Source organism: Ralstonia pickettii (assembly GCF_000607165.1).
In the GTDB taxonomy this organism is placed as follows: Bacteria; Pseudomonadota; Gammaproteobacteria; order Burkholderiales; family Burkholderiaceae; genus Ralstonia; species Ralstonia holmesii.
In genome coordinates this window covers 43,295-68,318 of record NZ_JFZG01000006.1, presented here as the reverse complement: position 1 = coordinate 68,318, position 25,024 = coordinate 43,295, and the positions used below count along the sequence as shown (strand labels likewise).

Annotated in this window: 20 protein-coding genes and 1 tRNA gene; 17 read left to right on the top strand and 4 right to left on the bottom strand. The window is 63.2% G+C overall.

Features of this window, described 5'->3' with window-relative positions:
• The first annotated feature begins 39 nt into the window (after nt 1-39).
• The 10 genes from bamB (at nt 40) to BG83_RS0106450 (ending at nt 10,610) form a co-directional block, all read left to right on the top strand.
• Nucleotides 40-1,218, top strand: coding sequence for an outer membrane protein assembly factor BamB (gene bamB / locus BG83_RS0106495; RefSeq protein ID WP_024975962.1), 1,179 nt, complete (start codon nt 40-42; stop codon nt 1,216-1,218).
• Between the two features lie 195 nt (nt 1,219-1,413).
• Entirely contained in the window at nt 1,414-2,757 is a 1,344-nt protein-coding gene (der, locus tag BG83_RS0106490) for a ribosome biogenesis GTPase Der (RefSeq protein WP_024975961.1), read from the top strand.
• Between the two features lie 301 nt (nt 2,758-3,058).
• Nucleotides 3,059-3,298: an RNA chaperone Hfq gene (gene hfq / locus BG83_RS0106485; RefSeq protein WP_004626316.1), complete on the top strand. Its 240-nt coding sequence runs from the start codon at nt 3,059-3,061 to the stop codon at nt 3,296-3,298.
• Nucleotides 3,299-3,371: 73 nt separating this feature from the next.
• Nucleotides 3,372-4,625, top strand: coding sequence for a GTPase HflX (gene hflX / locus BG83_RS0106480; RefSeq protein ID WP_024975960.1), 1,254 nt, complete (start codon nt 3,372-3,374; stop codon nt 4,623-4,625).
• 55 nt (nt 4,626-4,680) lie between these two features.
• A complete protein-coding gene (hflK, locus tag BG83_RS0106475) occupies nt 4,681-6,057 on the top strand; it encodes an FtsH protease activity modulator HflK (protein ID WP_024975959.1) in 1,377 nt (458 codons plus the stop codon).
• A gap of 12 nt (nt 6,058-6,069) precedes the next feature.
• Nucleotides 6,070-6,984 (top strand): protease modulator HflC, encoded by a 915-nt coding sequence (gene hflC / locus BG83_RS0106470; RefSeq protein ID WP_024975958.1) that lies wholly within the window; start codon nt 6,070-6,072, stop codon nt 6,982-6,984.
• A 76-nt stretch (nt 6,985-7,060) separates the two neighbouring features.
• A complete protein-coding gene (locus tag BG83_RS0106465; RefSeq protein ID WP_024975957.1) occupies nt 7,061-7,261 on the top strand; it encodes a DUF2065 domain-containing protein in 201 nt (66 codons plus the stop codon).
• A 59-nt stretch (nt 7,262-7,320) separates the two neighbouring features.
• Nucleotides 7,321-8,484, top strand: a complete 1,164-nt coding sequence (locus BG83_RS0106460; protein ID WP_024975956.1) for an ATP phosphoribosyltransferase regulatory subunit — start codon at nt 7,321-7,323, stop codon at nt 8,482-8,484.
• A gap of 95 nt (nt 8,485-8,579) precedes the next feature.
• On the top strand, nt 8,580-9,920 hold the full coding sequence (locus BG83_RS0106455) for an adenylosuccinate synthase (protein ID WP_024975955.1): 1,341 nt from the start codon (nt 8,580-8,582) through the stop codon (nt 9,918-9,920).
• Nucleotides 9,921-10,037: 117 nt separating this feature from the next.
• The gene (locus BG83_RS0106450; protein WP_024975954.1) at nt 10,038-10,610 is read left to right on the top strand and encodes a phosphoribosyltransferase; all 573 of its coding nucleotides are present in this window, start codon (nt 10,038-10,040) and stop codon (nt 10,608-10,610) included.
• Between the two features lie 375 nt (nt 10,611-10,985).
• Here the strand turns inward: BG83_RS0106450 and BG83_RS0106445 are convergent.
• Nucleotides 10,986-11,070, bottom strand: a tRNA-Leu gene (locus BG83_RS0106445).
• Nucleotides 11,071-11,140: 70 nt separating this feature from the next.
• Between BG83_RS0106445 and rnr the strand changes: the two genes are divergently transcribed.
• The 3 genes from rnr to BG83_RS0106430 are packed head-to-tail and all read left to right on the top strand — an operon-like array spanning nt 11,141 to nt 15,276.
• Nucleotides 11,141-13,735, top strand: a complete 2,595-nt coding sequence (gene rnr, locus BG83_RS0106440; RefSeq protein WP_024975953.1) for a ribonuclease R — start codon at nt 11,141-11,143, stop codon at nt 13,733-13,735.
• Nucleotides 13,736-13,774: 39 nt separating this feature from the next.
• Complete coding sequence (gene rlmB / locus BG83_RS0106435) at nt 13,775-14,527, top strand: 23S rRNA (guanosine(2251)-2'-O)-methyltransferase RlmB (RefSeq protein ID WP_012761781.1); 753 nt, start codon at nt 13,775-13,777, stop codon at nt 14,525-14,527.
• Complete coding sequence (locus BG83_RS0106430; protein ID WP_024975952.1) at nt 14,527-15,276, top strand: SIR2 family NAD-dependent protein deacylase; 750 nt, start codon at nt 14,527-14,529, stop codon at nt 15,274-15,276. Before rlmB ends, BG83_RS0106430 begins: the two co-directional genes overlap by 1 nt.
• A 15-nt stretch (nt 15,277-15,291) precedes the next feature.
• Here BG83_RS0106430 and tal read toward each other — a convergent pair whose 3' ends face one another.
• Nucleotides 15,292-16,251: a transaldolase gene (gene tal, locus BG83_RS0106425; RefSeq protein ID WP_024975951.1), complete on the bottom strand. Its 960-nt coding sequence runs from the start codon at nt 16,249-16,251 to the stop codon at nt 15,292-15,294.
• 149 nt (nt 16,252-16,400) lie between these two features.
• Here tal and rpiA point away from each other — a divergent pair, with 149 nt between their 5' ends.
• On the top strand, nt 16,401-17,087 hold the full coding sequence (gene rpiA, locus BG83_RS0106420; protein ID WP_024975950.1) for a ribose-5-phosphate isomerase RpiA: 687 nt from the start codon (nt 16,401-16,403) through the stop codon (nt 17,085-17,087).
• Nucleotides 17,088-17,225: 138 nt separating this feature from the next.
• On the opposite strand, the gene BG83_RS0106415 is transcribed toward rpiA, so the two are convergent.
• The gene (locus BG83_RS0106415) at nt 17,226-17,501 is read right to left on the bottom strand and encodes an oxidative damage protection protein (RefSeq protein ID WP_004626344.1); all 276 of its coding nucleotides are present in this window, start codon (nt 17,499-17,501) and stop codon (nt 17,226-17,228) included.
• 107 nt (nt 17,502-17,608) lie between these two features.
• Nucleotides 17,609-19,006, bottom strand: coding sequence for an amino-acid N-acetyltransferase (argA, locus tag BG83_RS0106410; protein ID WP_024975949.1), 1,398 nt, complete (start codon nt 19,004-19,006; stop codon nt 17,609-17,611).
• Between the two features lie 71 nt (nt 19,007-19,077).
• On the opposite strand from argA, the gene hrpA reads away from it, so the two are divergent.
• The 3 genes from hrpA (at nt 19,078) to BG83_RS0106395 (ending at nt 25,023) form a co-directional block, all read left to right on the top strand.
• Nucleotides 19,078-23,070 (top strand): ATP-dependent RNA helicase HrpA, encoded by a 3,993-nt coding sequence (hrpA, locus tag BG83_RS0106405; protein WP_024975948.1) that lies wholly within the window; start codon nt 19,078-19,080, stop codon nt 23,068-23,070.
• A gap of 115 nt (nt 23,071-23,185) precedes the next feature.
• On the top strand, nt 23,186-24,181 hold the full coding sequence (locus BG83_RS0106400; protein ID WP_024975947.1) for a cytochrome D1 domain-containing protein: 996 nt from the start codon (nt 23,186-23,188) through the stop codon (nt 24,179-24,181).
• A gap of 11 nt (nt 24,182-24,192) precedes the next feature.
• A complete protein-coding gene (locus BG83_RS0106395; RefSeq protein ID WP_024975946.1) occupies nt 24,193-25,023 on the top strand; it encodes a polysaccharide deacetylase family protein in 831 nt (276 codons plus the stop codon).
• Nucleotide 25,024 lies beyond the last annotated feature (1 nt).

Genomic DNA, 25,024 nt, shown 5'->3' with positions numbered 1-25,024 from the left:
CCGGTGCAATTCAACGCATAACAAAAGGATCCCGATTTCATGATTCACGCACTTGAGCAGGGTGGTGTCGCGCGCGGTGTTGCACAGGCGGCACGCGTGGCAGTGCTGGCACTGGCAGCGACGGCTGTCCTTGGTGGTTGCTCGCTGTTCAGCAGCAAGAACAAGCATGAACCAGCCAAGCTGACGGAAGTTCAGCAAGTGCTGGCCGTGCGCCAGGTGTGGAGCGTGAGCGTCGGCAAGAGCGGCCGCTACGTGATGCAGCCGGCGGTGGCAGGCAACAACGTCTATGTGTCGGCCGCTGGCGGTACTGTGACCGCCCTGGATGGCGCCACCGGTCGCACGGTCTGGCAAGGCAAGGCGGACGTCGACCTGACCTCCGGCCCTGGCAGCGATGGCACGCTGACGGCGGTGGCAGGTGAGAAGGGCGCGGTCATCGCGTTCGACGAAAAGGGCGCGCAGAAGTGGAAGATCGCCGTCAACGGTGAAGTCCTGACGGCGCCGCTGGTGGGCCAGGGATTGGTGATCGTTCGCACGACCGATGGCCGCGTCTTGGGTCTGGACCCCAGCAACGGTGAACGCAAGTGGATTTATCAGCGTTCTCCGTCGGCACTGAACCTGCGTAGCAGTCTGCCGATGATTTTCGCCGGCGATAACATCGTCCTCGGTTTTGCCGGTGGCAAGCTCGGTGCGCTGTCGGCCAGCAATGGCGCGTTGCGCTGGGAAGCTGCCGTGTCGTATCCGCGTGGTGTATCGGAAATCGAGCGCCTGAACGATGTGACCGGTGCACCGTCGATCAACGGTTCGCAAGTCTGTGCGGCCAGCTTCCAGGGGCGCGTGGCTTGTTTTGATCTGAGCACCGGCGCTCCGCGCTGGGGTCGTGATTTCTCGTCGCCGACCGGTGTGACTCAGGATGATGACGGGCTGTTCGCGGCGGACGAGAAGTCGGTGGTCTACGGTTTTAACGCACAAAACGGTGCCGATCTCTGGAAGAACGACGCACTGCTGTGGCGCGACCTCGGTACGCCGCTGGCGTTTGGCCGTGCGGTCATCGTGGGCGATTCCGAAGGTTGGCTGCACTTCCTGTCGCGTGACGACGGCAAGTTCGTCGCCCGCGTGAAAACCGACAGCAGTGCCATTGGCGCAGCACCCGTGGTGGTTGGCCAGACGTTGGTCGTCCAAACCCGCGGTGGCGGTGTCTACGGCTATCTGCCGAAATAACATTGGCCGCCGCGGCCCGGATGGGCTGTGGCGGCACACGCATCACATCGGGGCGGCATCGCCGCCTTGGACTTGCGCCCGCGTACTCCGCGGGCGTCTTGCATCTGTGTCATCAGGCATTCAGCCGTGCAGATGCCAACCGCAGTTGCAACAATCAGAATTTGCCGTGGCGCCATTCGCGTGCGGCACACAAGCATGAAACCAGTCATTGCCCTCGTAGGGCGGCCGAATGTCGGCAAATCGACCCTCTTCAACCGTCTGACGCGCTCGCGTGACGCGTTGGTCGCGGATATCCCTGGCCTGACGCGCGATCGTCACTACGGCGAAGGCCGTGTGGGCGACCGTCCGTTCATCGCCATCGATACCGGGGGCTTCGAACCCGTCGCCAAGGACGGCATCGTTGCGGAGATGGCGAAGCAAACGCGCCAGGCCGTGGTTGAAGCCGATGTCGTGATCTTCATCGTCGATGGTCGTCTGGGGCTGGCGCCGCAGGATCGCGTGATTGCCGATTACTTGCGCAAAACCGGGCGCCGCATCCTTTTGGCCGTCAACAAGGCTGAAGGCATGCGCTACACCGCCGTCGCCAGCGATTTTTACGAACTTGGTCTGGGCGATCCGGCTGCTATCTCGGCGGCGCACGGTGATGGTGTCAATGACTTGGTGGCCGAAGCGCTCGACCTGGCGTTTGCCGAGCGCCCCGAGCTTGCCGAGGCAGCCGACGCGCACAACCACGGCACTCGTATTGCCATCGTTGGCCGTCCGAACGTCGGTAAGTCGACGCTGGTGAACGCCCTCATCGGCGAAGAGCGCGTGATCGCGTTCGATATGCCGGGCACTACGCGCGATGCCATCTACGTGGATTTCGAGCGTAACGGCAAGCCTTACACGCTCATCGATACGGCCGGCTTGCGCAAGCGTGGCAAGGTGTTCGAGGCAATCGAGAAATTCTCGGTGGTGAAGACGCTGCAGTCGATTGCCGACGCTAACGTGGTTGTGCTGATCCTCGACGCACAGCAGGACATTTCCGACCAGGACGCGCATATCGCTGGTTTCATCGTCGAGTCCGGGCGCGCGCTGGTGATTGGCGTGAACAAGTGGGATGGTCTGACCGGCCATGCTCGCGATCGAATCAAGCACGATATGGAGCGCAAGCTGCAGTTCCTGTCGTTTGCCAACGTGCATTACATCTCGGCCAAGGAGCGCACGGGCATTGGCGCGCTGATGAAGTCCGTGGACGCCGCTTACGCAGCCGCCATGGTCAAGCTGCCGACGCCCAAGCTCACGCGCGTGCTGATGGAGGCGGTGGAGTATCAGCAACCGCGTCGCGCAGGCGTCTCGCGGCCGAAGCTGCGCTACGCGCACCAGGGCGGTTCCAACCCGCCGATCGTGGTGATTCACGGCAACGCGCTGTCGAATATCCCCGAGACCTATCGCCGCTTCCTGGAGGGGCGTTTCCGCGAGGCCTTCCAACTGAAAGGCACGCCGCTTCGGATCGAATTTCGTACGAACAAAAACCCGTACGCTCAATCGAACGATTGAGCATCGCACGGGCGGTGCTCGACGGCGGGGGCGTGTGACGCGGGGGCATTCGAACGGGGGATCACCAAAATGGCCGAGCCATTTCATATGGCGGGGTCATCGGTTTTCCGTTTGCTTTCCCTGATTTCTAAGGCTAAATTCTCGAGACATGGCGCTTGGTGTCTGCAAACCCAGGCGCCATCGGCGTCATTTGGACGCGTCTGGCCGACTCTTTTTGACGAACTTTTTTTGCGTCGCCTGCTTGAACCCGGGCTTCCTAGCCCCATAACCCATCACTAAACCTATAAATCTGGAGTGTGCCATGAGCAACAAAGGGCAATTGCTACAAGACCCGTTTCTGAATGCGCTGCGTAAGGAGCATGTGCCGGTGTCGATCTACCTCGTCAACGGTATCAAGCTGCAAGGCAACATCGAGTCGTTCGACCAATACGTCGTGCTCCTGCGTAATACCGTGACGCAGATGGTGTACAAGCATGCGATCTCCACCGTGGTGCCGGCCCGTGCCGTGAATTTCCGCGTGGACGAAGCGCCTGACGCCTGATTCTGCCTCGCTCCCGCCGCCGTCCGCGCGGCGGGACGCACCAACCCCGTTTCTCCCTTCTCTATTTCCCCGTTTGGCATCTCATCCCACCTCCAGCTCGGAGCCGACGCGCGCTATCTTGGTCGCTGTCGATTTCGGCAAACACGATTTCCAGGAAAGTCTGAGTGAACTGGCGCTGCTAGCCTCCACAGCGGGCTCTGAACCTGTGCGCGCGGTTACGGGCAAGCGTTCCCGGCCTGATGCAGCGCTGTTCATCGGCGCAGGCAAGGCAGAAGAGGTGAGGATTGCCGCAGACGAGGAAGACGCGGAAATCGTCATCTTTAACCACGCGCTGAGTCCTGCTCAGCAGCGTAACCTTGAGCGCTTTTTCGGGCGCCACGTGGTGGACCGGACCGGCCTCATCCTCGATATTTTTAGCCAGCGCGCGCAAAGCCACGTCGGTAAGGTGCAGGTGGAACTTGCGCGTGTGCGATATCAGGCGGCCCGCCTAGTGCGGGCGTGGAGCCACTTGGAGCGCCAGAAAGGCGGGGTCGGCCTGCGCGGCGGCCCGGGCGAGCGTCAGCTCGAACTGGACCGGCGGATGCTGGATGAACGCGCCAAACGGCTGTCGTCCGAGTTGGACAAGCTGCAGCGTCAGCATGACACGCAGCGCCGTTCGCGCAGCCGCAACGACGCGTTTTCTGTCTCCCTGGTCGGCTATACCAACGCCGGCAAATCGACGCTGTTCAATGCGCTGACCAAGGCACGTGCGTACGCGGCCAACCAATTGTTCGCCACGCTGGATACGACGTCCCGCCGGCTGTACCTGGAAGGGCTGGGCAATGTGGTGCTGTCGGATACGGTCGGCTTCATCCGCGATTTGCCTACGCAACTGGTGGCTGCTTTCCGCGCCACGCTGGAAGAGACCGTCCACGCCGACGTGCTGCTGCATGTGGTGGACGCCGCCAGCACCGTCAAGCACGAGCAGATGGAGCAGGTCGATCGCGTGCTGGATGAAATCAACGCCAGTGGCATCCCGCAGATTTTGGTGATGAACAAGATCGACGCGGCGGAGGAGTTGCGTGCGGCTGGCCCGCGCATCGAGCGCGACGAAACCGGCGCCGTGCGGCGTGTGTTCGTTTCTGCTATCGAAGGCAGCGGGCTTGATCTATTGCGCGAGGCGCTGGTCGAGACCGCGATCCGCCTGCGGGAGAACCCTGCGTCGCATGGTGACGATTTCGATCCGCGCTTCGATACCCGTCGTGATTCGCTGCCCGCGCACCGTGACGAACTGTCGCAAAGCTTGCCGAGCAGCGCTTCTTCCGCCAAAGGTGACGAAGAGGGCTGATAGAATGCCCCGTTACTCCTTCGCAGTCAGCCAATCAGGACAAGCCCGACCGCTCATGCCCGAGATTTCGACCCAGTCTTCTTCCATGGCCTCGCCGCGTAACGTGCGAGGTTTGTGGCACCGCTTGCGTGTGCTGCTTTCGCTGAACGATCCGCGCTGGGGTCGCGGCGATGACAACAACGCCGAGCGCGAAGACAAAGACGAACCGAAGCGTCAAAGCAAGCCGCCTCAGGAAGGCCCCCCGGACCTCGACGAGTTGTGGCGCGACTTCAATCGCCGGCTGAACAACCTGTTCGGTCGCAAGGACAGCGGTAACGGTAATGACGGCCCCACGCCGCTGCGTCCGGGTAACGGCCGAGGTGGTTCGGGCCTGGGCGTCGGCGTGCTGCTGGCGGTGCTCGTTGGTCTGTGGCTGGCCAGCGGTTTCTTCATCGTGCAGGAAGGCCAGACGGGCGTGATCTTGCAGTTCGGCCGTTTCAAGTATCTGGCAACGCCGGGTATCAATTGGCGCCTGCCGTATCCGATCGAATCGCACGAGATCGTGAACCTGTCGGGTGTGCGTACGCTTGAAATCGGTCGTACGACGCAGATCAAGGACACGAACCTGAAAGACTCGTCGATGCTCACGCAGGACGAGAACATCGTCGACGTGCGGTTCTCGGTCCAGTACAACATTGCCAACCCGGTCGACTACCTGTTCTACAACCGTACGGACCGCGGCGGCGATGAAGAACTGGTGACGCAGGCGGCTGAGACGTCGGTGCGCGAGATCGTCGGCCGTAACAAGATGGACGCGGTGCTGTACGAAGGTCGCGATGCCGTTGGCCGCAACTTGGCCGAATCGATTCAACGCATCTTGTCGGCGTACAAGACTGGCATCCGAATCCTTAGCGTCAACGTGCAGAGCGTGCAGCCGCCCGAGCAGGTGCAGGCTGCGTTCGACGATGTGACCAAGGCGGGCCAAGACCGCGAGCGTGCTATCTCCGAAGGTCAGGCGTATGCCAACGACGTGGTGCCGCGCGCCAAGGGTACGGCCGCACGTCTGGGTGAAGAGGCGCAAGGCTACAAGGCACGGGTCATCGCACGTGCGGAAGGTGACGCGGCTCGCTTTGCCTCAGTGCAGCGCGAATACGCGAAGGCGCCGCAGGTCACGCGCGACCGTATCTATCTGGAAACCATGCAGGACATTTACGCCAACTCGACCAAGGTGCTGGTCGACCAGAGCAACGGCAGCCTGTTGTATTTGCCGCTGGACAAGCTGATCGCGCAGACGCAGGGCGATACATCGCGTCCCGCTGTCGCGCCGGGTGCGTCGCCTCAGGACAGTGGTTCTGCGCAGGGCGTGCCGACTCCCTCCAACCCGTCACCGGCCAATGACGCAGACTCGCGCTCGCGCGAAGCACTGCGCAACCGTGACCGCGATTCGCGCTAACAGGAGGGCACTATGAATCGTCTGATTTCGGCCTTCGTGGCGCTGGTCATTGCCCTGGCGGTGTTCTCGTCGGTGGTGTTCGTGGTGGACCAGCGGCAGTACGCCGTGGTGTTCGCCTTTGGTGAGATCAAGCAGGTCATCAAGGAGCCGGGGCTGCACTTCAAGCTTCCGCCGCCGCTGCAGAACGTGGTGTTCATGGATAAGCGCCTGCAGACCATCGATGTGGCCGGCGCCGATCGTTTCATCACGGCAGAGAAGAAGAACCTGCTGGTCGACTGGTTTGTGAAGTGGCGCGTCTCCGATCCGCGTCTGTTCTACGTGAGCTTCAAGGGCGATAACCGCCTCGCACAGGACAGCATGACGCAGAAGATCAACTCCATCGCTCGCGATGAGTTTGCGCGCCGCACTGTGTCTGACGTGGTATCGACGGATCGTGAAGCCGTGATGCAGAGCATCCTCAAGGGTGTGCAGGAGTACGGCAAGTCGGTTGGTGTAGACATCATCGACGTGCGCCTGAAGCGGGTGGACCTGCTGGCCAGCGTGACCGAATCGGTCTACCGCCGCATGGAAGCCGAGCGCAAGCGGGTGGCCAACGAGCTGCGTTCGACGGGTGCTGCAGAGGGCGAGAAAATCCGTGCCGATGCCGATCGTCAGCGCGAAGTCGTCCTGGCCGATGCCTACCGCGATGCGCAGAAGATCAAGGGTGAGGGCGACGCCCGCGCCGCTGACGTTTACGCCGATGCGTTTGGCCGTGATCCGCAGTTCGCCGCATTCTGGCGCTCCATGGAGGCGTATCGCGCGTCGTTCCGCGATCGGAAGGACGTGATGGTGCTGCAGCCGAACAGCGATTTCTTCAAATACATGCGTAGCCCGAACGGCGGCAGCTCGGCGGCAGCACCGGCTGCCCAGACGGGGCGCCATCGCTAGTACAATGCGTCGCTGATCATTTGAGGCGGACAAACCCCGGCTTGCCGGGGTTTTGTTCGTTCTCCAAGCGCATCCCATGGAAGAGTCACTCCCCACCGTTTTGCTGGCAGCGTGCGCGCTGGTGCTCGTATTCGAGGGCATCCTGCCGTTCGTGGCGCCGCGGGCTTGGCGACGCGCCTTCCAGACGCTGACCGAACTGCCGGACGAAAAGCTTCGCGCGATCGGCTTAGTGTCGATGGCGATCGGACTGATCCTCCTGCGGTTGCTGCATCGCTAGCGCACTGCCTGCGTTTTTTACGAATTTCTGCCGTACCAAGACTCCCGAGCGAGACCGCCATGCCGACCAATTGGCTGCTGCCTGAATCCATTGCTGATGTGCTGCCTTCAGAGGCGCGCAAGATTGAAGAGTTGCGCCGCCGCATGCTCGACCTGTTCCGTACTTACGGCTACGAACTGGTCATGCCCCCCATGCTGGAATACATCGAGTCGCTGCTCTCGGGCACCGGTCACGATCTGGACCTGAAGACGTTCAAGCTGGTCGATCAACTTTCAGGCCGCACCATCGGCCTGCGCGCCGACATCACGCCGCAAGTCGCCCGCATCGACGCCCATTTGCTGAACCGCGCTGGCGTGACGCGCCTGTGCTATGCGGGGTCGGTATTGCATACCCGCCCGAGTGGGTTTCACGTCACGCGCGAGCCGCTGCAGATCGGCGCTGAGATCTATGGCCATGCCGGTCTGGAAGCCGATCTGGAAATTCAGGAGCTGATGCTCGCCGCGCTGTCGGCCGCGGGGCTGGCCGATGTACGCCTGGACCTTTGCCACGTTGGGGTGGTGGCGGCGTTGCTGGAGCAATCGCCGGTTGCCGTCGGCCTTCAGGATGACCTCTTCACGGCGCTCGCAGCCAAAGATGTGCCTGCTCTGCGCGCCATCACGGCCGATCTGCCGCCGGCGCAGCGCGACGCCATCAACCTGCTGCCAGCACTGTACGGTGGTGTCGATGTGCTGGGCCGTGCGCGCAAGCAGTTGCCCGCGCTGCCCGCCATCGGCCGTGCGCTGGACGATTTGGCTACGCTGGCCGAGCGCGCAGGCGGTGCGACCGTCAACATCGACTTGGCCGACCTGCGCGGCTACCACTACCACAGTGGTGTGATGTTCACTGCCTATGTGGCCGGTGTGCCAAATGCCGTGGCGCGTGGCGGTCGGTATGACAAGGTCGGAGAGGCTTTCGGCCGTGCTCGCCCGGCGACCGGCTTTTCGCTGGATCTGCGCGAGGTCGCCGGCATTTCGCCGGTGGAGGCGCGCGCCGCTGCCATCCACGCGCCCTGGTCGGGCGATGCCAAGCTTCGTGAGGCGATCGCTGCGCTGCGCGCGGCGGGCGAGATTGTTATCCAGTCGCTGCCGGGCCACCCGGAAGATCTGGAGGAGTTCGCTTATGATCGGCAACTCGTCGAAGAGGGCGGTCGCTGGATCGTCAAGCCCCGCAACGCTTCGGTCTGAAGTTGTTGCATAACGTTGTGTAAATACCCGGTAATTCCAGGGAAGGCCCTGGCAACAAGGGTAGAATACGTTTTTAACCCATCTGCAAATTCAACATGTCCGCACCAGCAGTGAGCCAAGGACGCAATGTCGTCGTCATCGGCACCCAGTGGGGTGACGAAGGTAAAGGGAAAATCGTCGATTGGCTGACCGATCATGCGCAAGGCGTGGTTCGTTTCCAGGGCGGACATAACGCAGGCCATACCCTCATCATCGGCGGCAAGAAGACGATCCTGCGTCTGATTCCGTCGGGCATCATGCGCGACGGCGTCGCGTGCTACATCGGCAACGGTGTCGTGCTTTCGCCTGAAGCGCTGTTCAAGGAAATCGACGAGCTGGAATCGGCCGGCGTGCAGGTGCAGAACCGCCTGCGCATTTCAGAAGCCACCAATCTGATCCTGCCGTATCACGTGGCCATCGACAAGGCGCGCGAAGCCAAGCGCGGCGCCGCCAAGATCGGTACCACCGGCCGCGGTATCGGCCCGGCATACGAAGACAAGGTAGCCCGCCGCGCGCTGCGTGTGCAGGACCTGTTCGATCCGGCTTACTTTGCCGAGCGTCTGCGCGAAAACCTGGACTTCCACAACTTTGTTCTGACGCAGTACCTGAATCACCCGGCGCTGGACTTCCAGCAGACCCTGGACGAGATGCTGTCGTATGCAGGCCGCATTGCCCCGATGGTGACGGATGTGTCGGCCGAACTGTTTGCCGCAAACGCAGCCGGCAAGAACCTGATGTTCGAAGGTGCGCAAGGCACGCTGCTCGATATCGATCACGGCACCTATCCGTTCGTCACGTCGAGCAACTGCGTGGCGGGCAATGCCGCCGCAGGTGCAGGCGTCGGCCCGGGCCAACTGCATTACATCCTTGGCATCACCAAGGCGTATTGCACACGTGTGGGTTCAGGCCCGTTCCCGAGCGAGCTGTATGACGCGGACAACCCGGCGCGCCAAGATCCGATCGGTGTGCGTCTGGCCAATGTCGGCAAGGAATTCGGCTCGGTTACGGGCCGGCCGCGCCGCACGGGCTGGCTGGATGCCGCCGCTCTGCGTCGGGCGATCCAGATCAACGGTGTGTCGGGCCTCTGCATGACCAAGCTCGATGTGCTGGATGGTCTGGAAACCCTCAAGCTGTGTGTCGGCTACATGCTCGATGGCAAGGAAATCGACATCCTGCCGCGTGGCTCCGATGCCGTGGCGCGTTGCCAGCCGATCTACGAAGAATTCCCGGGCTGGAACACCTCGACCTTCGGGCTGAAGGAGTGGGATGCGCTGCCCGAGACCGCTCAGGCTTACCTGAAGCGCGTCGAAGAGGTGGCCGGCGTCCCGATCGCCATGATCTCGACTGGTCCTGACCGCGACGAGACCATCCTCCTGCGTCATCCCTACAAGGACTGACGCGATTGCTCCCAGATTCGCCCGGTGATTCGCCGGGCGAATTTGCATGGAGCGCCGTTTTTCATAGAACACGATAGCGGCAACTCACGCCGCATTCACGATACGAAGAGGTACACCATGAACCAGCCGATCAACGACGACTCGCATCTGTGGGTGTCGTGGGATGACTACCACGGCCTGATCGAGCGCCTGGCGCTCGTCGTGCACGAGTCGGGCTGGAAGTTCGACAAGATTCTGTGCTTGGCGCGCGGCGGCTTGCGGGTTGGCGATCAGCTTTCACGCATCTACGACCTGCCGTTGGCCATCCTGGCGACCAGCAGCTATCGCGAAGCCGCTGGCACGCAGCAGGGCGATCTCGACATCGCGCAATACATCACGATGACCCGTGGCGAGTTGTCGGGCCGCGTGCTGCTGGTGGATGATCTGGTGGATTCGGGCATCACGCTGGAGCGCGTTGGGCGTCACCTGAAGGAGCGCTATCCGGCCGTGACCGACGTGCGTACTGCTGTGCTGTGGCACAAGGCGTGCTCGAAGATCAAGCCTGATTATGCCGTGCAGTTTCTTGCGACCAATCCGTGGATCCATCAGCCGTTCGAGGAGTACGACACGCTGCGCCCGCATAACTTGGCGGCCTGGATCAAGCGCGGCAAGTCACGTTCGGCCGGCAACGGCGAGGCGCCATCAGTTTGAGGCGTTGGTCGCGATTGCGTCGAGACGCTAACGGAGTGGCGTGTGCGGCTTGCGTCGTGCGTGCCACTTCGGTAACCTGCTGTCACGGGCCGCAATATTGCCCCGAAACCCGCGTACGGATTGGCTTTGCAGGAGTGGCCCAATGCGAGGTGCGCGGTTGATCGAAGCGAGGTGTGTCTTTGTGGATGCACTGGGCTTCGAGCCCACCCAGCGTTTGGGGCAGGTGAGTCCGGTGATCCCGGCTCGGCCCTGGCGCGATAGCCAAGACACAATGCACGTCGCACTTCGCGGAATGTCGCATCAGCAACTGAACAACAGCAATCCGGCCGCGGAAAAGAAAAACGGCGCAACTTGCGTTGCGCCGTTCCTAAACTCTGGTGCCCAGGAGAGGACTCGAACCTCCACGGAGTTACCCGCTAGTACCTGAAACTAGTGCGTCTACCAATTCCGCCACCTGGGCAGGTGTGCGTGTACCGAAGCTGCAATTATTACGGGATCCAGCGATCCTGTCAACACTCTAGAAGAAAAAATTGAATCAACCGACTTATCCGATCCCAAGCCGCGAGGAAATCCTCGGTGTGCTGCGCACGTCGGGGTCTCCGTTGTCTGCTACCGATATTGCCAAGACGCTGTCTGTCACGCGCAAGGAGCATGACGGCTTTATCAAGCGTCTGACCGCCATGGAGCGGGATGGTCAGATCGAACTCAACCGCAAGGGGCGCTACGAACTGGCGCACCAGCCCAATTTCATCGAAGGCCGCGTGATCGGTCATCGCGACGGCTTCGGCTTCTTCGTGCGCGATGACGGCGAGCCCGATATCTTCCTGCCCGAGCGTGAGATGCAGAAGGCCATGCACGGTGATCGCGCCCTGGTGCGCGCCGTGGGCTACGACCGCCGCGGGCGCTCGGAAGGGCAGATCGTCGAGATCCTGCAGCGGGCCAACAAGCGCGTCATCGGCAGGTTGCTGTCGGAAAGCGGCACGCTGGTTGTGGCGCCTGAAGACAAGCGTCTCGGCCGCGACATCCTGATTGCGCCGAAGGGGCAGGGCAAGGCCAAGGTCGGCCAGGTGGTAAGCGTTGAGATCCTGGAATATCCGGACCGCTACGTACAACCGATTGGCCGCGTGGTCGAAGTGCTGGGTGAGATTGACGACCCTGGTATGGAGATCGAAATTGCCGTGCGCAAGTACGGCGTGCCGCACGAGTTTTCCGAGCCGACGCAGCGCGAGGCGGAAGCGCTGCCCGACTTGGTCCGCGATGTCGATCTGGCAGGTCGCATCGACTTGCGCGATGTGTCGCTCGTCACCATCGACGGCGAAGACGCACGCGACTTCGATGACGCTGTCTACGCGGAGCCCGTCAAGATCGGCCGCAGCAAGGGCTGGCGTCTGATCGTGGCGATTGCCGACGTGTCGCATTACGTGCGGCCTGGGCACCCGTTGGATGCGGACGCCATTGATCGCGCGACTTCGGTCTATTTCCCGCGCCGCGTGATCCCGATGCTGCCGGAGAAGCTCTCCAACGGCTTGTGCTCACTGAACCCGGAAGTGGACCGTCTGTGCATGGTCTGCGACGCGGTGATCACGGCCAAGGGCGAGGTCAAGGCTTATCAGTTCTATCCGGCGGTGATGCACTCGAAGGCGCGCCTGACCTACAACGAGGTCTGGGCGATTCTGTCGAACGTGAAAGGCCCGGAAGCTGCCAAACGGGCGCCGCTGGTGCCGCACCTGCAAGACCTGTACGAGCTGTATCAGACGCTGCTCAAGGCCCGCCGCGAGCGCGGCGCGATCGACTTCGATACCACCGAGACATACATCGTCTGCAACGCGCAGGGCAAGATCGAGCAGATCCTGCCGCGCACCCGCAACGACGCGCACAGGCTGATCGAGGAGTGCATGCTGACGGCCAACGTCTGCGCGGCCGAGATGCTGGAGAAGTACAAACATCCGGCGCTGTATCGCGTCCACGCTGGCCCGACGGAAGAAAAGCTGCAGGCGCTGCGGGCCTTCCTGAAAACCAGCGGCTTGACCCTGGGTGGCGGCGACAAACCGCAGGCAGCCGATTACGCCGAACTGATGGAGAAGGTGGCCGTACGCCCCGACGCTCCGATGCTGCAGACCATGCTGCTGCGCTCGATGCAGCAGGCGGTCTACAGCCCGGACAACATCGGCCACTTTGGCCTGGCGTATCCGGCGTATGCGCACTTCACGAGCCCGATCCGCCGCTACCCGGATTTGCTGGTGCATCGCTCCATCAAAGCGATCCTGCACCGCACGCGTTACGTGCCTGGGCTTGCACCGGGCGTGCAGTTGAATAGCGCGCTGTCGCCCAAGGCGCGTCGTTTGCAAGCCGAAGCCGAGAAAGGCGTGCCGGCAGCGGTGGTCAACAAGGCCAAGGCGGAAGCGATCTGGAATGAACTGGGCGTGCACTGTTCGGCCAACGAGCGTCGCGCCGACGAAGCCTCGCGCGACGTCGAAGCCTGGCTCAAGTGCTACTTCATGCGCGACAAGCTCGGCAACGAGTTCTCGGGCACCGTCAGCGCGGTCACCTCGTTCGGCATCTTCGTGCAGCTCGACGAGCTGTACGTGGAAGGCCTCGTACACGTGACCGAGCTGGGCAGCGATTACTTCCAATACGACGAAGCCCGCAACGAACTGCGCGGAGAGCGCACGGGCATCCGTTATCGGCTGACTGATCGCGTGCGCGTGCAGTTATTGCGCGTGGATCTGGATGCCCGGAAGATGGATTTCCGCCTGATCCAGGAGCCCTCAACCAAGGCGCTGCGCCCGGCCAAGGTGACTGGCGTGCCGGAAGCCGCGACCGCGCGTCAGCCTGCCGGCGCAACGTCGGCGCCATCGGTCGGCCGCAAGAAGCCGCGCCAGTTGGCCGCATTGCTGGGCGGTACGGCCAAGCCGGAGGAATCGTTCGACGAGACGCTCGATCGCGTCATCGAAGAGCAGCCGGTGTTCGAGCCGGGTGGCCGTGCACTGCCCCCGGGCCATGCCCATGCCAAGCCGGCGCGTAAGAAGCAGCCGGCGCGTGGCACGAAGCCCAAGGGTGGTGCCAAGACTGCTGCGCCGCGCAAGGTGGCAGGCAAGGCCTCGCATAAGACCAAGGGGCGTTAAAGCGGCCGGGGAGCAAGGGCAGACGGGTACAATCGCGCCATGTCTAAATCCAAGCTCCTCATCGGCTTTCATGCCGTCACCGCCCGACTGCGCCACGGCGCCAAGTCGATCGACGAAATCTACTTCGAGGCCAACCGCCGCGACCGCCGCATGCAGGATTTCCTGAAAGCGGCGGAAGCAGCGGGCGTTCGCCTCATTCCTGCTGACGCCGACCGCTTGCGCGGGATTGCCGGCACCGATCGTCACCAGGGCGTGGTTGCCAAGGCAGAGTCGCTGTCGCTGGCGCTCAATCTTGATGAACTGCTCGACGGTATCGAAGGCACGCCGCTGCTGCTGGTGCTTGACGGTGTGACCGATCCGCATAACCTGGGCGCGTGCCTGCGCGTGGCCGATGCCGCTGGCGCGCACGCCGTGATTGCGCCGAAGGACCGCAGCGTTGGAATCAACACGACGGTCGCCAAGGTGGCCAGCGGCGCGGCGGAAACCGTCCCCTACATCACCGTGACCAACCTGGCGCGCACGCTGCGCGAGTTGCAGGAACGGGGCGTGTGGGTTATCGGCACGGCTGATGAAGCCGAACAGGATCTCTACCAAGCCGACTTCAAAGGCCCCATTGCCATCGTGATGGGCGCCGAAGGTGAGGGCATGCGTCGCCTCACGCGCGAAACGTGCGACGCGCTGGTCAGCATTCCAATGGCGGGCAGCGTGGAAAGCCTGAACGTGTCGGTGGCCAGCGGCGTGTGCCTGTTTGAAGCTGTGCGCCAGCGGGCAGCGGCACCTGCCAAGAAGTAATGCGTGTCGAACCCACGGCCGCTTCCGATGCGGCTGCATTGGCCCAGGCCCACGCCTGGGTCGAGGCCGCCCAGCACGTTATGGTGCTGACGGGGGCTGGCGTCTCGGCCGAATCCGGCGTGCCCACGTTTCGTGATGCGCTGACCGGCCTGTGGTCGCGCTTCAATCCTGAAGACATGGCCACCGAGGCCGCGTATCGCAAGCACCCGCGCATGGTGTGGGACTGGTATCAGGAGCGCCGCGAGCGCGTGCTGCAGGCGCAGCCGAATCCCGCCCATCTTGCGATTGCCGCGCTGGCCAAGCGCAAGACGGTGACGCTCGTCACACAGAACGTGGATGGCTTGCATCAGCGCGCCGGCAGCGAAGGCGTGGTCGAGCTGCATGGCAACCTGTTCGCCAACAAATGGCTGGGTGGCTGCGGCAAATGCGATGTCGCCACGGCCGTGCCAGGCAGGCCGCCGCGTTGTGCGACGTGTGGCGCGATGTTGCGCCCAGGCGTGGTGTGGTTCGGCGAGCAACTCCCGCTCGTGGCGAACTACCGCGCTGAAGAGGCCGCCAACACGTGTGACGTATGCCTGGTGGTGGGCACGTCCGGCATGGTGTATCCGGCGGCCGGACTGCCGGGGTTGGCAAAGGACCACGGCGCCAAGGTGATCGTCGTGAATCCGGAGCCGAGCGCGCTGGATGCAACGGCCGATCTGGTGATCCACCAGCCGGCGGGCGTGTGCTTGCCCGCCATGCTGGGATAAGGCGCGGCGTTCTTCTTACGCTGCCACGCGCAGCGGCTCAATCAACGCTTCCAACTTGACTGCGTCCGCCGCAAACAGGCGGATGCCTTCGGCCAGCTTTTCGGTGGCCATGGCATCGGCGTTCATGTGCCAGCGGAACGATTTCTCGTCGGCCGGCAGGCGCACGATGTTGGCGGCGTTGGCATTGTCCGCAGAGAGCTTGCGTTCGACCGGCGCGTCGGACTGCTGCAACTGGGCGAGCAGATCCGGGCTGATGGTCAGGAGGTCGCAGCCAGCGAGTTCAACGATCTGCGAGATGTTGCGGAAGCTCGCGCCCATCACTTCGGTCGGGTAGTCGAACTTCTTGTAGTAGTTGTAGATGCGCAGGACGGACTGCACGCCCGGGTCGTTCGCCCCGCCTTGCGCGACAGGGTCCCAGTTGGCGCCGGCATCTTTCTTGTACCAGTCATAGATGCGGCCGACAAAGGGCGAGATGAGCTGCACGCCCGCTTCCGCACAAGCCACCGCCTGGGCCAGCGAAAACAGCAGCGTCATGTTGCAGCGGATGCCTTCGGCGCGGAGCTGATCCGCCGCGCGGATGCCTTCCCACGTCGACGCGATCTTGATCAGCACGCGCTCGCGCGCCACGCCCCGTGCTTCGTACAACGCAATCAGATGCTTGGCCTTGGCGACCGTCGCCTCGGTGTCGAACGACAGGCGCGCATCGACTTCGGTTGACACACGGCCCGGGATGATCGACAGGATCTCGCAGCCGAATGCCACGAGCACGGCATCGATGATGTCTTCCACACTGTCGCTGCGGGCGTCGCGCACGGCTTGTTCCAGCAGCGGGCGATATTCAGCCTTCTGCACGGCTTTGAGGATCAGCGACGGATTGGTCGTTGCATCGTGCGGCGCGTAGGCGCGCATGGCCTGGAAATCGCCTGTGTCGGCGACGACGGTGGTGAACTGCTTGAGTTGATCGAGCTGAGTCATGAAGCGAGTCCGAAGTACGTTCCAACGTTGCGCTGGAGGTGGAAAGGTGAATCGATTGTACTCCGCGGGTTTGGCTCCGCCAGCCGGCCGAGAGCCACCGCATTGATCCGGTACACTACCGGGTTTTCCGATCCGACCGAGTTTTTGCGATGACGCAGGATGAACTGAAGGCGCTGGTGGCGCAGGCCGCAGCAGATTACGTATTGGCCAACGTGCCTGAGGGCGCTGTTCTGGGTGTTGGCACCGGCTCGACGGCCAACCTGTTCATCGACGCGATGGCGCCGCACAAGGCGCGCTTTGCTGGCGCGGTGTCCAGCTCGGAGGCGTCAACGCGTCGGCTGCAGGGCCACGGCTTCACGGTGCTCGATTTGAACGAAGTCGATGCCATTCCCGTCTACGTGGACGGCGCTGACGAAATCGACGCCTCGGGCGCCATGATCAAGGGCGGCGGCGGTGCGCTCACGCGCGAAAAGATCGTTGCTTCGGTTGCCAGCGTGTTCGTCTGCATTGCTGACGGCAGCAAGCTCGTTGAGACGATGGGTGCATTCCCGTTGCCGGTGGAAGTGGTGCCCATGGCACGTGCCGCCGTGGCCCGCCAGCTCGCTGCGCTGGGCGGCCAGCCGCGTCTGCGCATGACCAAGGAAGGCCAGATCTACAAGACCGATAACGGCAACGTGATCATCGATGTGGTGGGCCTGCGTATTGCCGATCCGAAGGGCCTCGAATCGATCGTCAACGATATTCCGGGCGTGGTGACGGTCGGCCTGTTTGCAAAGCGCGGTGCCAACGTGCTGCTGCTGGGTACCGAAGCGGGTGTGCAGCGCCGCGATTTTTGATCGCTGTTCGCTTATTGGAAAGCTGCTCATGCAAATGGGCAGCTTTTTTTGTGCTTGCTGCAGTACTTTGAATTGGGGTTGCCCAAACAAAAAAGCCGTTCAGTTTGCGCTGAACGGCTTTGTTTTTGTCGCGGCAGATCAGGCCGAGGGCGGCGGCACGTAGCCGGCAGCCTCGTCTGCGCCGTCGCCAAAGAAGTACTTCTCGGTCTGCTTGAGCAGGTACTGGCGTGCGCGCGAATCGGCCATGTTCAAGCGGTTTTCGTTGATGAGCATGGTCTGGTGCTTGAGCCAGCCGGCCCAGGCTTCCTTCGAGACGCTTTGCCAGAGTTTCTTGCCCAGTTCGCCGGGCAGGGGCGGGAAGTCGAGACCTTCGGCTTCCTTGTTGAGCTTGACGCAGTGGACCATGCGGGCCATGGGGATTCCTCTTGTGTGGCGGGAGCGCCGCTCAAGCGCGACGCAGGTGCCGCTATTGTAAAGGCGGCGCGCCGCCGGGCTAGGATTCCACGACGCGCGCCAAGGGTTTAGAGCTTCTTCATCAGCACCATCGATCGCCGCTGCCAGTTGTAGAGCTTGCGGCGGTCTTCCGGCAGGTCGTCCACGCTGGCACGCACGAAACCGCGCTTGAGGAACCAGTGTTCCGTCCGCGTGGTGAGCACAAACAGGCGCTTGAGGCCCAGCGCACGGGCGCGCACTTCGGTGTGCTTGAGCAGGCGCTCGCCGTCGCCGGTACCTTGGCTGTCTGGAGAGACGATCAGGCAGGCCATTTCGGCCATGCCGTCCTTCGGGTACGGATACAGCGCCACGCAGCCGAAGATGATGCCGTCGTGCTCGATGACGGAGAAGTTGGCGATGTCGCGTTCCAGCAGACGGCGTTCGCGCGGCACCAGCGTGCCGTCGGCTTCCAGCGGCTCGATGAGCGAGACGATGCCGCCCACGTCGTCCAGCGTGGCCTCGCGCAGGTATTCCAGATCGGTGTGCGACACCATGGTGCCCACGCCATCGTGCAGGAACAGCTCCAGCAGGATGCTGCCGTCCAGCGCGAACGGGATTACGTGCGCCCGGCGCACGCCGCCGCGCATCGCCTTGACGATGTGCTGCAGGTAATAGGCCGTGTCGTGTGACAGGCTGCCGTCGCGCAGGCGTTCGATGGCAGTTTCCATCGACAGATCCTGCTGCAGCTTGCCCACGCGGTCCATGATGCCGGGCAGCTCCGTGATGAAGATGAGCTTGTCGGCTTTAAGCGCCGTGGCGGTGTTGGCTGCCACATCTTCCATCGACAGGTTGAACGCCTGGCCCGTCGGCGAAAAGCCCAGCGGCGAGAGCAGCACGATCTTGCGGTTGGACAGGGAGTGCTGGATCGACTCCGCATCGATCTTGCGCACCAGCCCCGTGTGCTGGAAGTCCACACCGTTGACGATGCCCACCGGCCGCGCCGTCACGAAGTTGCCGGACACCACCGACATGCGCGCGCCGGCCATCGGTGTGTTGGGCAGGCCCTGGCTGAAGGCCGCTTCGATGTCCAGACGCAGTTCGCCGGAGGCTTCCTTGGCGGATTCCAGCGCGGCGGCGTCCGTCACGCGTACGCCATCCACGAACTGGGTTTTCACGTTGCGCAGGGCAAGCTGTTCCTCCACCTGCGGGCGCGAGCCGTGCACCAGCACGATGCGCATCCCCATCGCATGCAACAGCGCGACGTCGTTGACGAGCGCGCCCAGCATGCCGGCCTGGACCAGCTCGCCGCCAAAACCGATCACGAAGGTCTTGTCGCGGAAGGAGTGAATGTAAGGCGCCACCTCGCGCAGCCAGTCCACGAACTGCTGCTGTTCGGGCGTGGGCGGAATCGGGGCGACATCAACAGGGGCGGGCGTGTGCGCCGCCAGCGAAACGCCGGAGGCGGGGGCGGAGGAGCGAGCGGTCACGGGCGGAGGAGGAAAAGCGGCACGGGGCGCGGGCCGGCGTAGGAAAGATGCGCGGATTATAATCCCGCCCGATGTCAGATTCCCACGCTCAGCCGCCCCGGCCACGCCCGGCGGCGCCTTCCCCGAAATCGCCGAAAGACACGCCGCCGCCCGAGCGCAAGCCCGAAGGCAATGGTCGTCCGCAGCGCCGCCCAAAGCCCACGCCGGAAGAACTCGCCGCGGCGCTGGAGGCGCGCCGCGCACGGGCCAACCGCGTCCCGCCGATCACGTTTCCCGAAGCGCTGCCCGTGTCGGCCCGGCGCGACGAGATCGCCCAGGCCATCGCCGCCAACCAGGTGGTGATCGTCTCGGGCGAGACCGGCTCGGGCAAGACCACGCAGTTGCCGAAGATCTGCCTGTCGATCGGGCGAGGCATTGGCGCGGGCGGCACCGGGCTGATCGGCCATACGCAGCCACGCCGGATTGCAGCAACGTCTACGGCCAAGCGCATCGCGCAGGAAATCGGCACGCCGGTGGGCGAGCACGTGGGCTTTCAGGTGCGCTTCAACGACACGCTGTCGGCTGGTGCGTCGGTCAAGCTGATGACCGACGGCATTTTGCTGGCTGAGACGCAGAACGATCCGCTGCTGCGCGCCTACGACACGATCATCATCGACGAGGCGCACGAACGCAGCCTCAACATCGATTTCCTGATCGGCTATCTCAAACAGCTTCTGCCGCGCCGGCCCGACCTGAAGGTGATCATTACCTCGGCGACCATCGATGCGCAGCGGTTTGCCGAGCACTTCGCGGGCCCCAAGGGACCAGCGCCCGTTATCGAGGTCAGCGGCCGGTTGTATCCGGTCGAGGTGCGCTACCGCCCGATTCAGCGCGACGACAAGGACAAGGAGCGCGATCTCTACGAAGCGCTCGTCGATGCGGTGGATGAGCTTGCCCGCGAAGGCTCGGGCGACGTGCTGATCTTCCTGCCGGGCGAGCGCGAGATTCGCGAGGCGGCCGAGGCGCTGCGCAAGCACCATCCAGCGCATACCGAGATCCTGCCGCTGTTTGCGCGCCTGTCGGTGCAGGAGCAGGAGCGTGTGTTCCGGCCGTCCAACGCGCGGCGCCTCGTGCTGGCGACGAACGTGGCCGAGACCTCGCTGACGGTGCCGGGCATTCGCTACGTGGTCGATACGGGGCTGGCGCGCGTCAAGCGCTATTCGTATCGCAACAAGGTCGAGCAACTGCAGATCGAACCGGTGTCGCAAGCCGCGGCCAACCAGCGTGCCGGTCGATGCGGCCGGGTGGCCGATGGCGTTTGCATCCGCTTGTATGAAGAAGCGGATTTCATTGCGCGGGCGCGTTTTACCGATCCGGAAATCCTGCGTTCGTCGCTGGCCGCCGTCATTTTGCGTATGAAGGCGCTGCGGCTGACGGACGTCGAACAGTTTCCCTTCATCGAGCCGCCGCTGGGCCGTGCGATTGCCGACGGCTACCAACTCCTGCAAGAACTCGGTGCCGTCGACGATGAAAACGCGCTGACCCCGCTGGGCAAGCAGGTTGCCCGGCTGCCGCTGGACCCGCGCGTGGCGCGGATGATCCTGGCCGGCCGCGACCACCAGTGCCTGCGCGAGATGCTGATCATCGCGAGCGCCTTGTCCGTGCAAGACCCACGCGAGCGCCCGCAAGAACTGCAGCAGCAGGCGGATCAGGCGCATCGCCAGTTCGCCGATGAGAAATCGGAGTTCCTTGGCTGGGTGAAGCTGTGGAAGTGGTTTGAAGAGGCCGTCGCGCACAAGAAGTCGAACAAGCAGCTGCAAGACCAGTGCCGCACGCATTTCCTGTCGCATGTGCGGCTGCGTGAGTGGCGCGACGTGCATTCGCAACTGCACACCACGGTGGCGGAGCAGGGCTGGAAGCTCAATGACTCCGATCCGACCTATGAGCAGTTGCACCTGGCGCTGCTGACGGGCTTGCTCGGCAACATCGGTGTGCGCATCGAGGAGGCGGACGGGAAAGGCCGTGAATACCTCGGCGCGCGCGGCATCAAGTTCTTCCTGTGGCCGGGTTCGGTCATTGCGCGCAAGGCGGGCAAGTGGGTCGTTGGTGGCGAGCTGATCGAAACCAGCCGCCTGTTCGGCCGCACGCTGGCACGCATCGAGCCGGAATGGGTGGAGAAGGTCGGGGCGCACCTGTTGAAGGTGTCGTGGAGCGATCCGCATTGGGAAAAGAAGGCCGGCCAGGTAATGGCCTTCGAGCGCGGCACGCTGTACGGCCTGCCGATCTATCAGCAGCGCCGCGTGCACTTTGGACCAATGCAGCCGAAGGAAGCGCGCGAGATGTTCATCCGCCGCGCACTGGTCGATGGCGAATTCGAAACGCGCCTGCCGTTCTTCACGCACAACCAGCGCCTGGTGCGCGAGATCGAAAACCTCGAGCACAAGTCACGTCGGCAAGACGTGCTGGTGGACGACGAGCTGATCTACGCCTTCTACGACAGTCAGATTCCGACGGACATCTACAACACTGTCTCGTTCGAGCGCTGGTACGCCGAAGCCGCCAACGCAAGCGGCAAGAGTGGCCAGAAGCTCCTGTACCTGAATCGCGATGACCTGATGCGGCACGAAGCGGCTGGCATCACGACCGACCTATTCCCGAAGGTGCTGCCGATTGCCGGCATCGACATGGGGCTGACGTACCACTTCGAGCCCGGCAGCCCGCGTGACGGCGTAACGCTCACGGTGCCGCTGTACGCGCTCAACCAGGTGCCCGCGCAACGCACCGAATGGCTGGTGCCGGGCATGCTCAAGGAGAAGGTGCATCTGCTCCTGAAAAGCCTGCCGCAAAAGCTGCGCCGCCATTGCGTGCCGCTGCCGGATTACGCCGCCGGATTCGTCTTGCGCGTGCGGTTGGGGGATGGCGAGCTGCTCGACCGCTTGATCGCCGACGTGCGCGAGCAGACCGGCATTGCGCTCAAGCGCGCCGACTTCAAGCTCGAAACGCTGCCCGCGCATCACTTCATGAATTTCAAAGTGATCGACGAGCACGGCCGCCAGCTCGACATGGGCCGCAATCTGGCCCAGTTGCGGGCGGAACTTGGCGGACGCGCGCAGCAGACATTCCAGTCGATCGCCGCGCAGGACGCTGCCGTGGCTGGAGCACAGAACGAGGGCGCCAAGCCCGGCAAGTCAGGCAAGTCTGAAGCTCCGGCAAACGCCGCGCTGTACTCGGGCCTGACCACCTGGAATTTCGGCGAGCTGCCGGAGCTGCTGGAAGTTCGCAAAGGCAGCCAGACGCTGTTCGGCTATCCCGCGCTCGTCGATGCGGGTGACCACTGCGATGTGGAAGTCTTCGATGATCCGGCCGAAGCCACGCGCATCCATCGCCTAGGCTTGCGGCGGTTGTTCGCAATCCAACTGCGCGAGCCGTTGAAGTATCTGGAAAAGAACATCCCGGGCCTGTCGCAGATGGCAATCCAGTTCATGAACCTGGGCACGCAGGACGATCTGCGCGACCAGATCCTGGATGCCACGCTGGAGCGCGCCTGCCTGCAAGACCCGCTGCCGACCGATGACGCCAGCTTCGGTGCCCGCAAGGACGAAAGCCGCGCGCGCCTGACGTTGCTGGCGCAGGAGATCGCGCGGCTGGTGGGCGCCATCCTGGCCGAATATGCGCAACTGCCGCGCAAGCTGCAGATTGCCAAGCCGTTTGCCGCCGCCACCGCCGATATCGACGCGCAGCTCAAGACGCTGATGCACAAGCGCTTTATCGAGGCGACGCCGTACGCGCAGTTGACGCACTTTCCGCGTTACCTGAAGGGCATCGCGCTGCGCATCGACAAGCTCAAGGCTGACCCGACGCGTGACACCCAGCGCATGCAGGAGATGGCGCCGCTCGTCCAGCAATACCAACGCGCGGAAAAGGCCCTGCGCGTGCAAGGGCAGGGCGGCAATGATCCACGCATGGAGGAATTCCGCTGGATGCTGGAGGAGTTGCGCATCGCCCTGTTTGCGCAGGAGTTGCGCACGCCGGTGCCGATGTCGGTCAAGCGGTTGCAGAAGGTGTGGGAATCAATGCAGCGATAGCTGCAATGCATTGTTGGGAGCGCGGAAAGTTCCCGTTTTCTTTTTTTGATTTGTGTCAGCGACGGCGTAAATGCGAGCGTTAAAATGGTTGGCTAAGTTGCTGAATCTTCTCGATATGTCTGCCTTGCGCGCCTCGTTTGCCTCCCGTTGGTTTTCCACGCTTGTTCTGTCGGCTGCTGCTCTGATGGCAGCGCATGCGGCGCGTGCCGAAGTCGTCACCGTGCTCAACTCGGGCGACGCAAGCGTCTCTTTGATCGACAAGGACACCCGCAAGGTGCTGGAGACGTTCCCCATCGGCAAGGAGCCGCACCACCTGATTGCCACGCCGGACGAAAAATCGTTGATCGTCGCCAACGCGGTCGGCAACGAACTGGTGTTCCTCGATCCCGTGACCGGCAAGATTCAGCAGCGTGTGCCGCGCATCGACGATCCTTATCAGATCGGCTTCTCGCCGGACCAGAAGTGGTTCCTGACCACCGGCAACCGGCTGGACCGCATTGATATTTACCGCTGGGACGGTCACGCGCTGACCATCGCCAAGCAAGTGCCTGCGGCCAAGACGCCCAGCCACATTGCTTTTACCGCTGACAGCAAGATCGCGTTCATCACCCTGCAGGATTCCAACGAGGTGATGGCCATCGACCTGCCCACGCAGACCGTGATGTGGCGCATGACCATTGGCTCCGCACCGGCCGGGGTGTGGGTCACGACCGATCAGAAATACCTGCTGGTTGGCATGACCGGCGCCGATTACGTCGAAGTGATCGACTGGCACAACCGCACCAGCGTCAAGCGCATCCCGACCGGCAAGGGCGCGCACAACTTCCGCGCGCTGGGCGACAAGCGCCACTTGTTCCTGTCGAACCGCGTGTCGGGCACGATCAGCATCATCGATCAGCAAACGCTGACCAAGGTGGGCGACATCACCGGCCTGCCGCCTGGCCCCGACGACATGGAATTGACCGCCGACGGCAAGCAACTTTGGGTGACCTGCCGCTGGGCCAAACGCGTGGCGATCGTCGACGTGGCAAGCCGCAAGGTCGTGGAAGAGATCAAGGTCGGGCGCTCGCCGCACGGCATTTACTTCCGCACGCGTGCTCCACTGATTTGAGCATCACTACCATGAAATCCGGCCTGTCGATGTTACGTACGGCCGCTGCCACGGCGGCGCTGGGGCTGTGCGCGTTGGCCACGGCTGCGCCCGGTGGTGTGAATGCAGGTGCGTGCAAGGGCACCGTCTACCTGACGTTCGACACCGGTAGCATGAGCCAGGCGCAGTTGATTGCCGACACGCTGCGCCGCCATCGCATCCACGCTACGTTCTTCCTCGCCAACGAGAAGACCATCCACGGCGACAGCACGCTGGATGACGGCTGGGCGCCTTATTGGAAATCGCTCGCTGCCGACGGCCACGCCTTCGGTACGCACACCTTCGATCACGTCTACTACAAGGGCGAGGCGGGTGCGGGCAAGGTCCGCTTCCGCCCGCAGTTTGGCGAGCAGGGCGGCCGCAACGTCGTGTGGAGCGAGCCTGAATTCTGTGCGGAACTGAAACACAGCGCCGAGCGCTTCAAAGCCATGACTGGTCAGCCGATGGACCCGCTGTGGCGCGCGCCGGGCGGTCACCTTTCGGCGACGACCGAGGCCTGGGCCAAGCAATGCGGGTTTGCCCACGTCGCGTGGGCGCCTGCCGGTTTCCTGGGCGATGAGTTGCCGTCCGAGCGCTATCCGAACGACGCGTTGCTACAGAAGGCCCTGTCCAACTTGCGCGATGGCGACATCACCATGGCGCATCTGGGCATCTGGTCGCGCAAGGATCCGTGGGCACCAGCGGATCTGGAGCCGCTGATCACCGGCCTGGAGCACAAGGGTTTCTGCTTCGCCACGCTGCGCGATCATCCGCAGTACCAAGCCTGGTTTGCTGCTCACCCGGCACACGCGGCGGCCCGCTGAC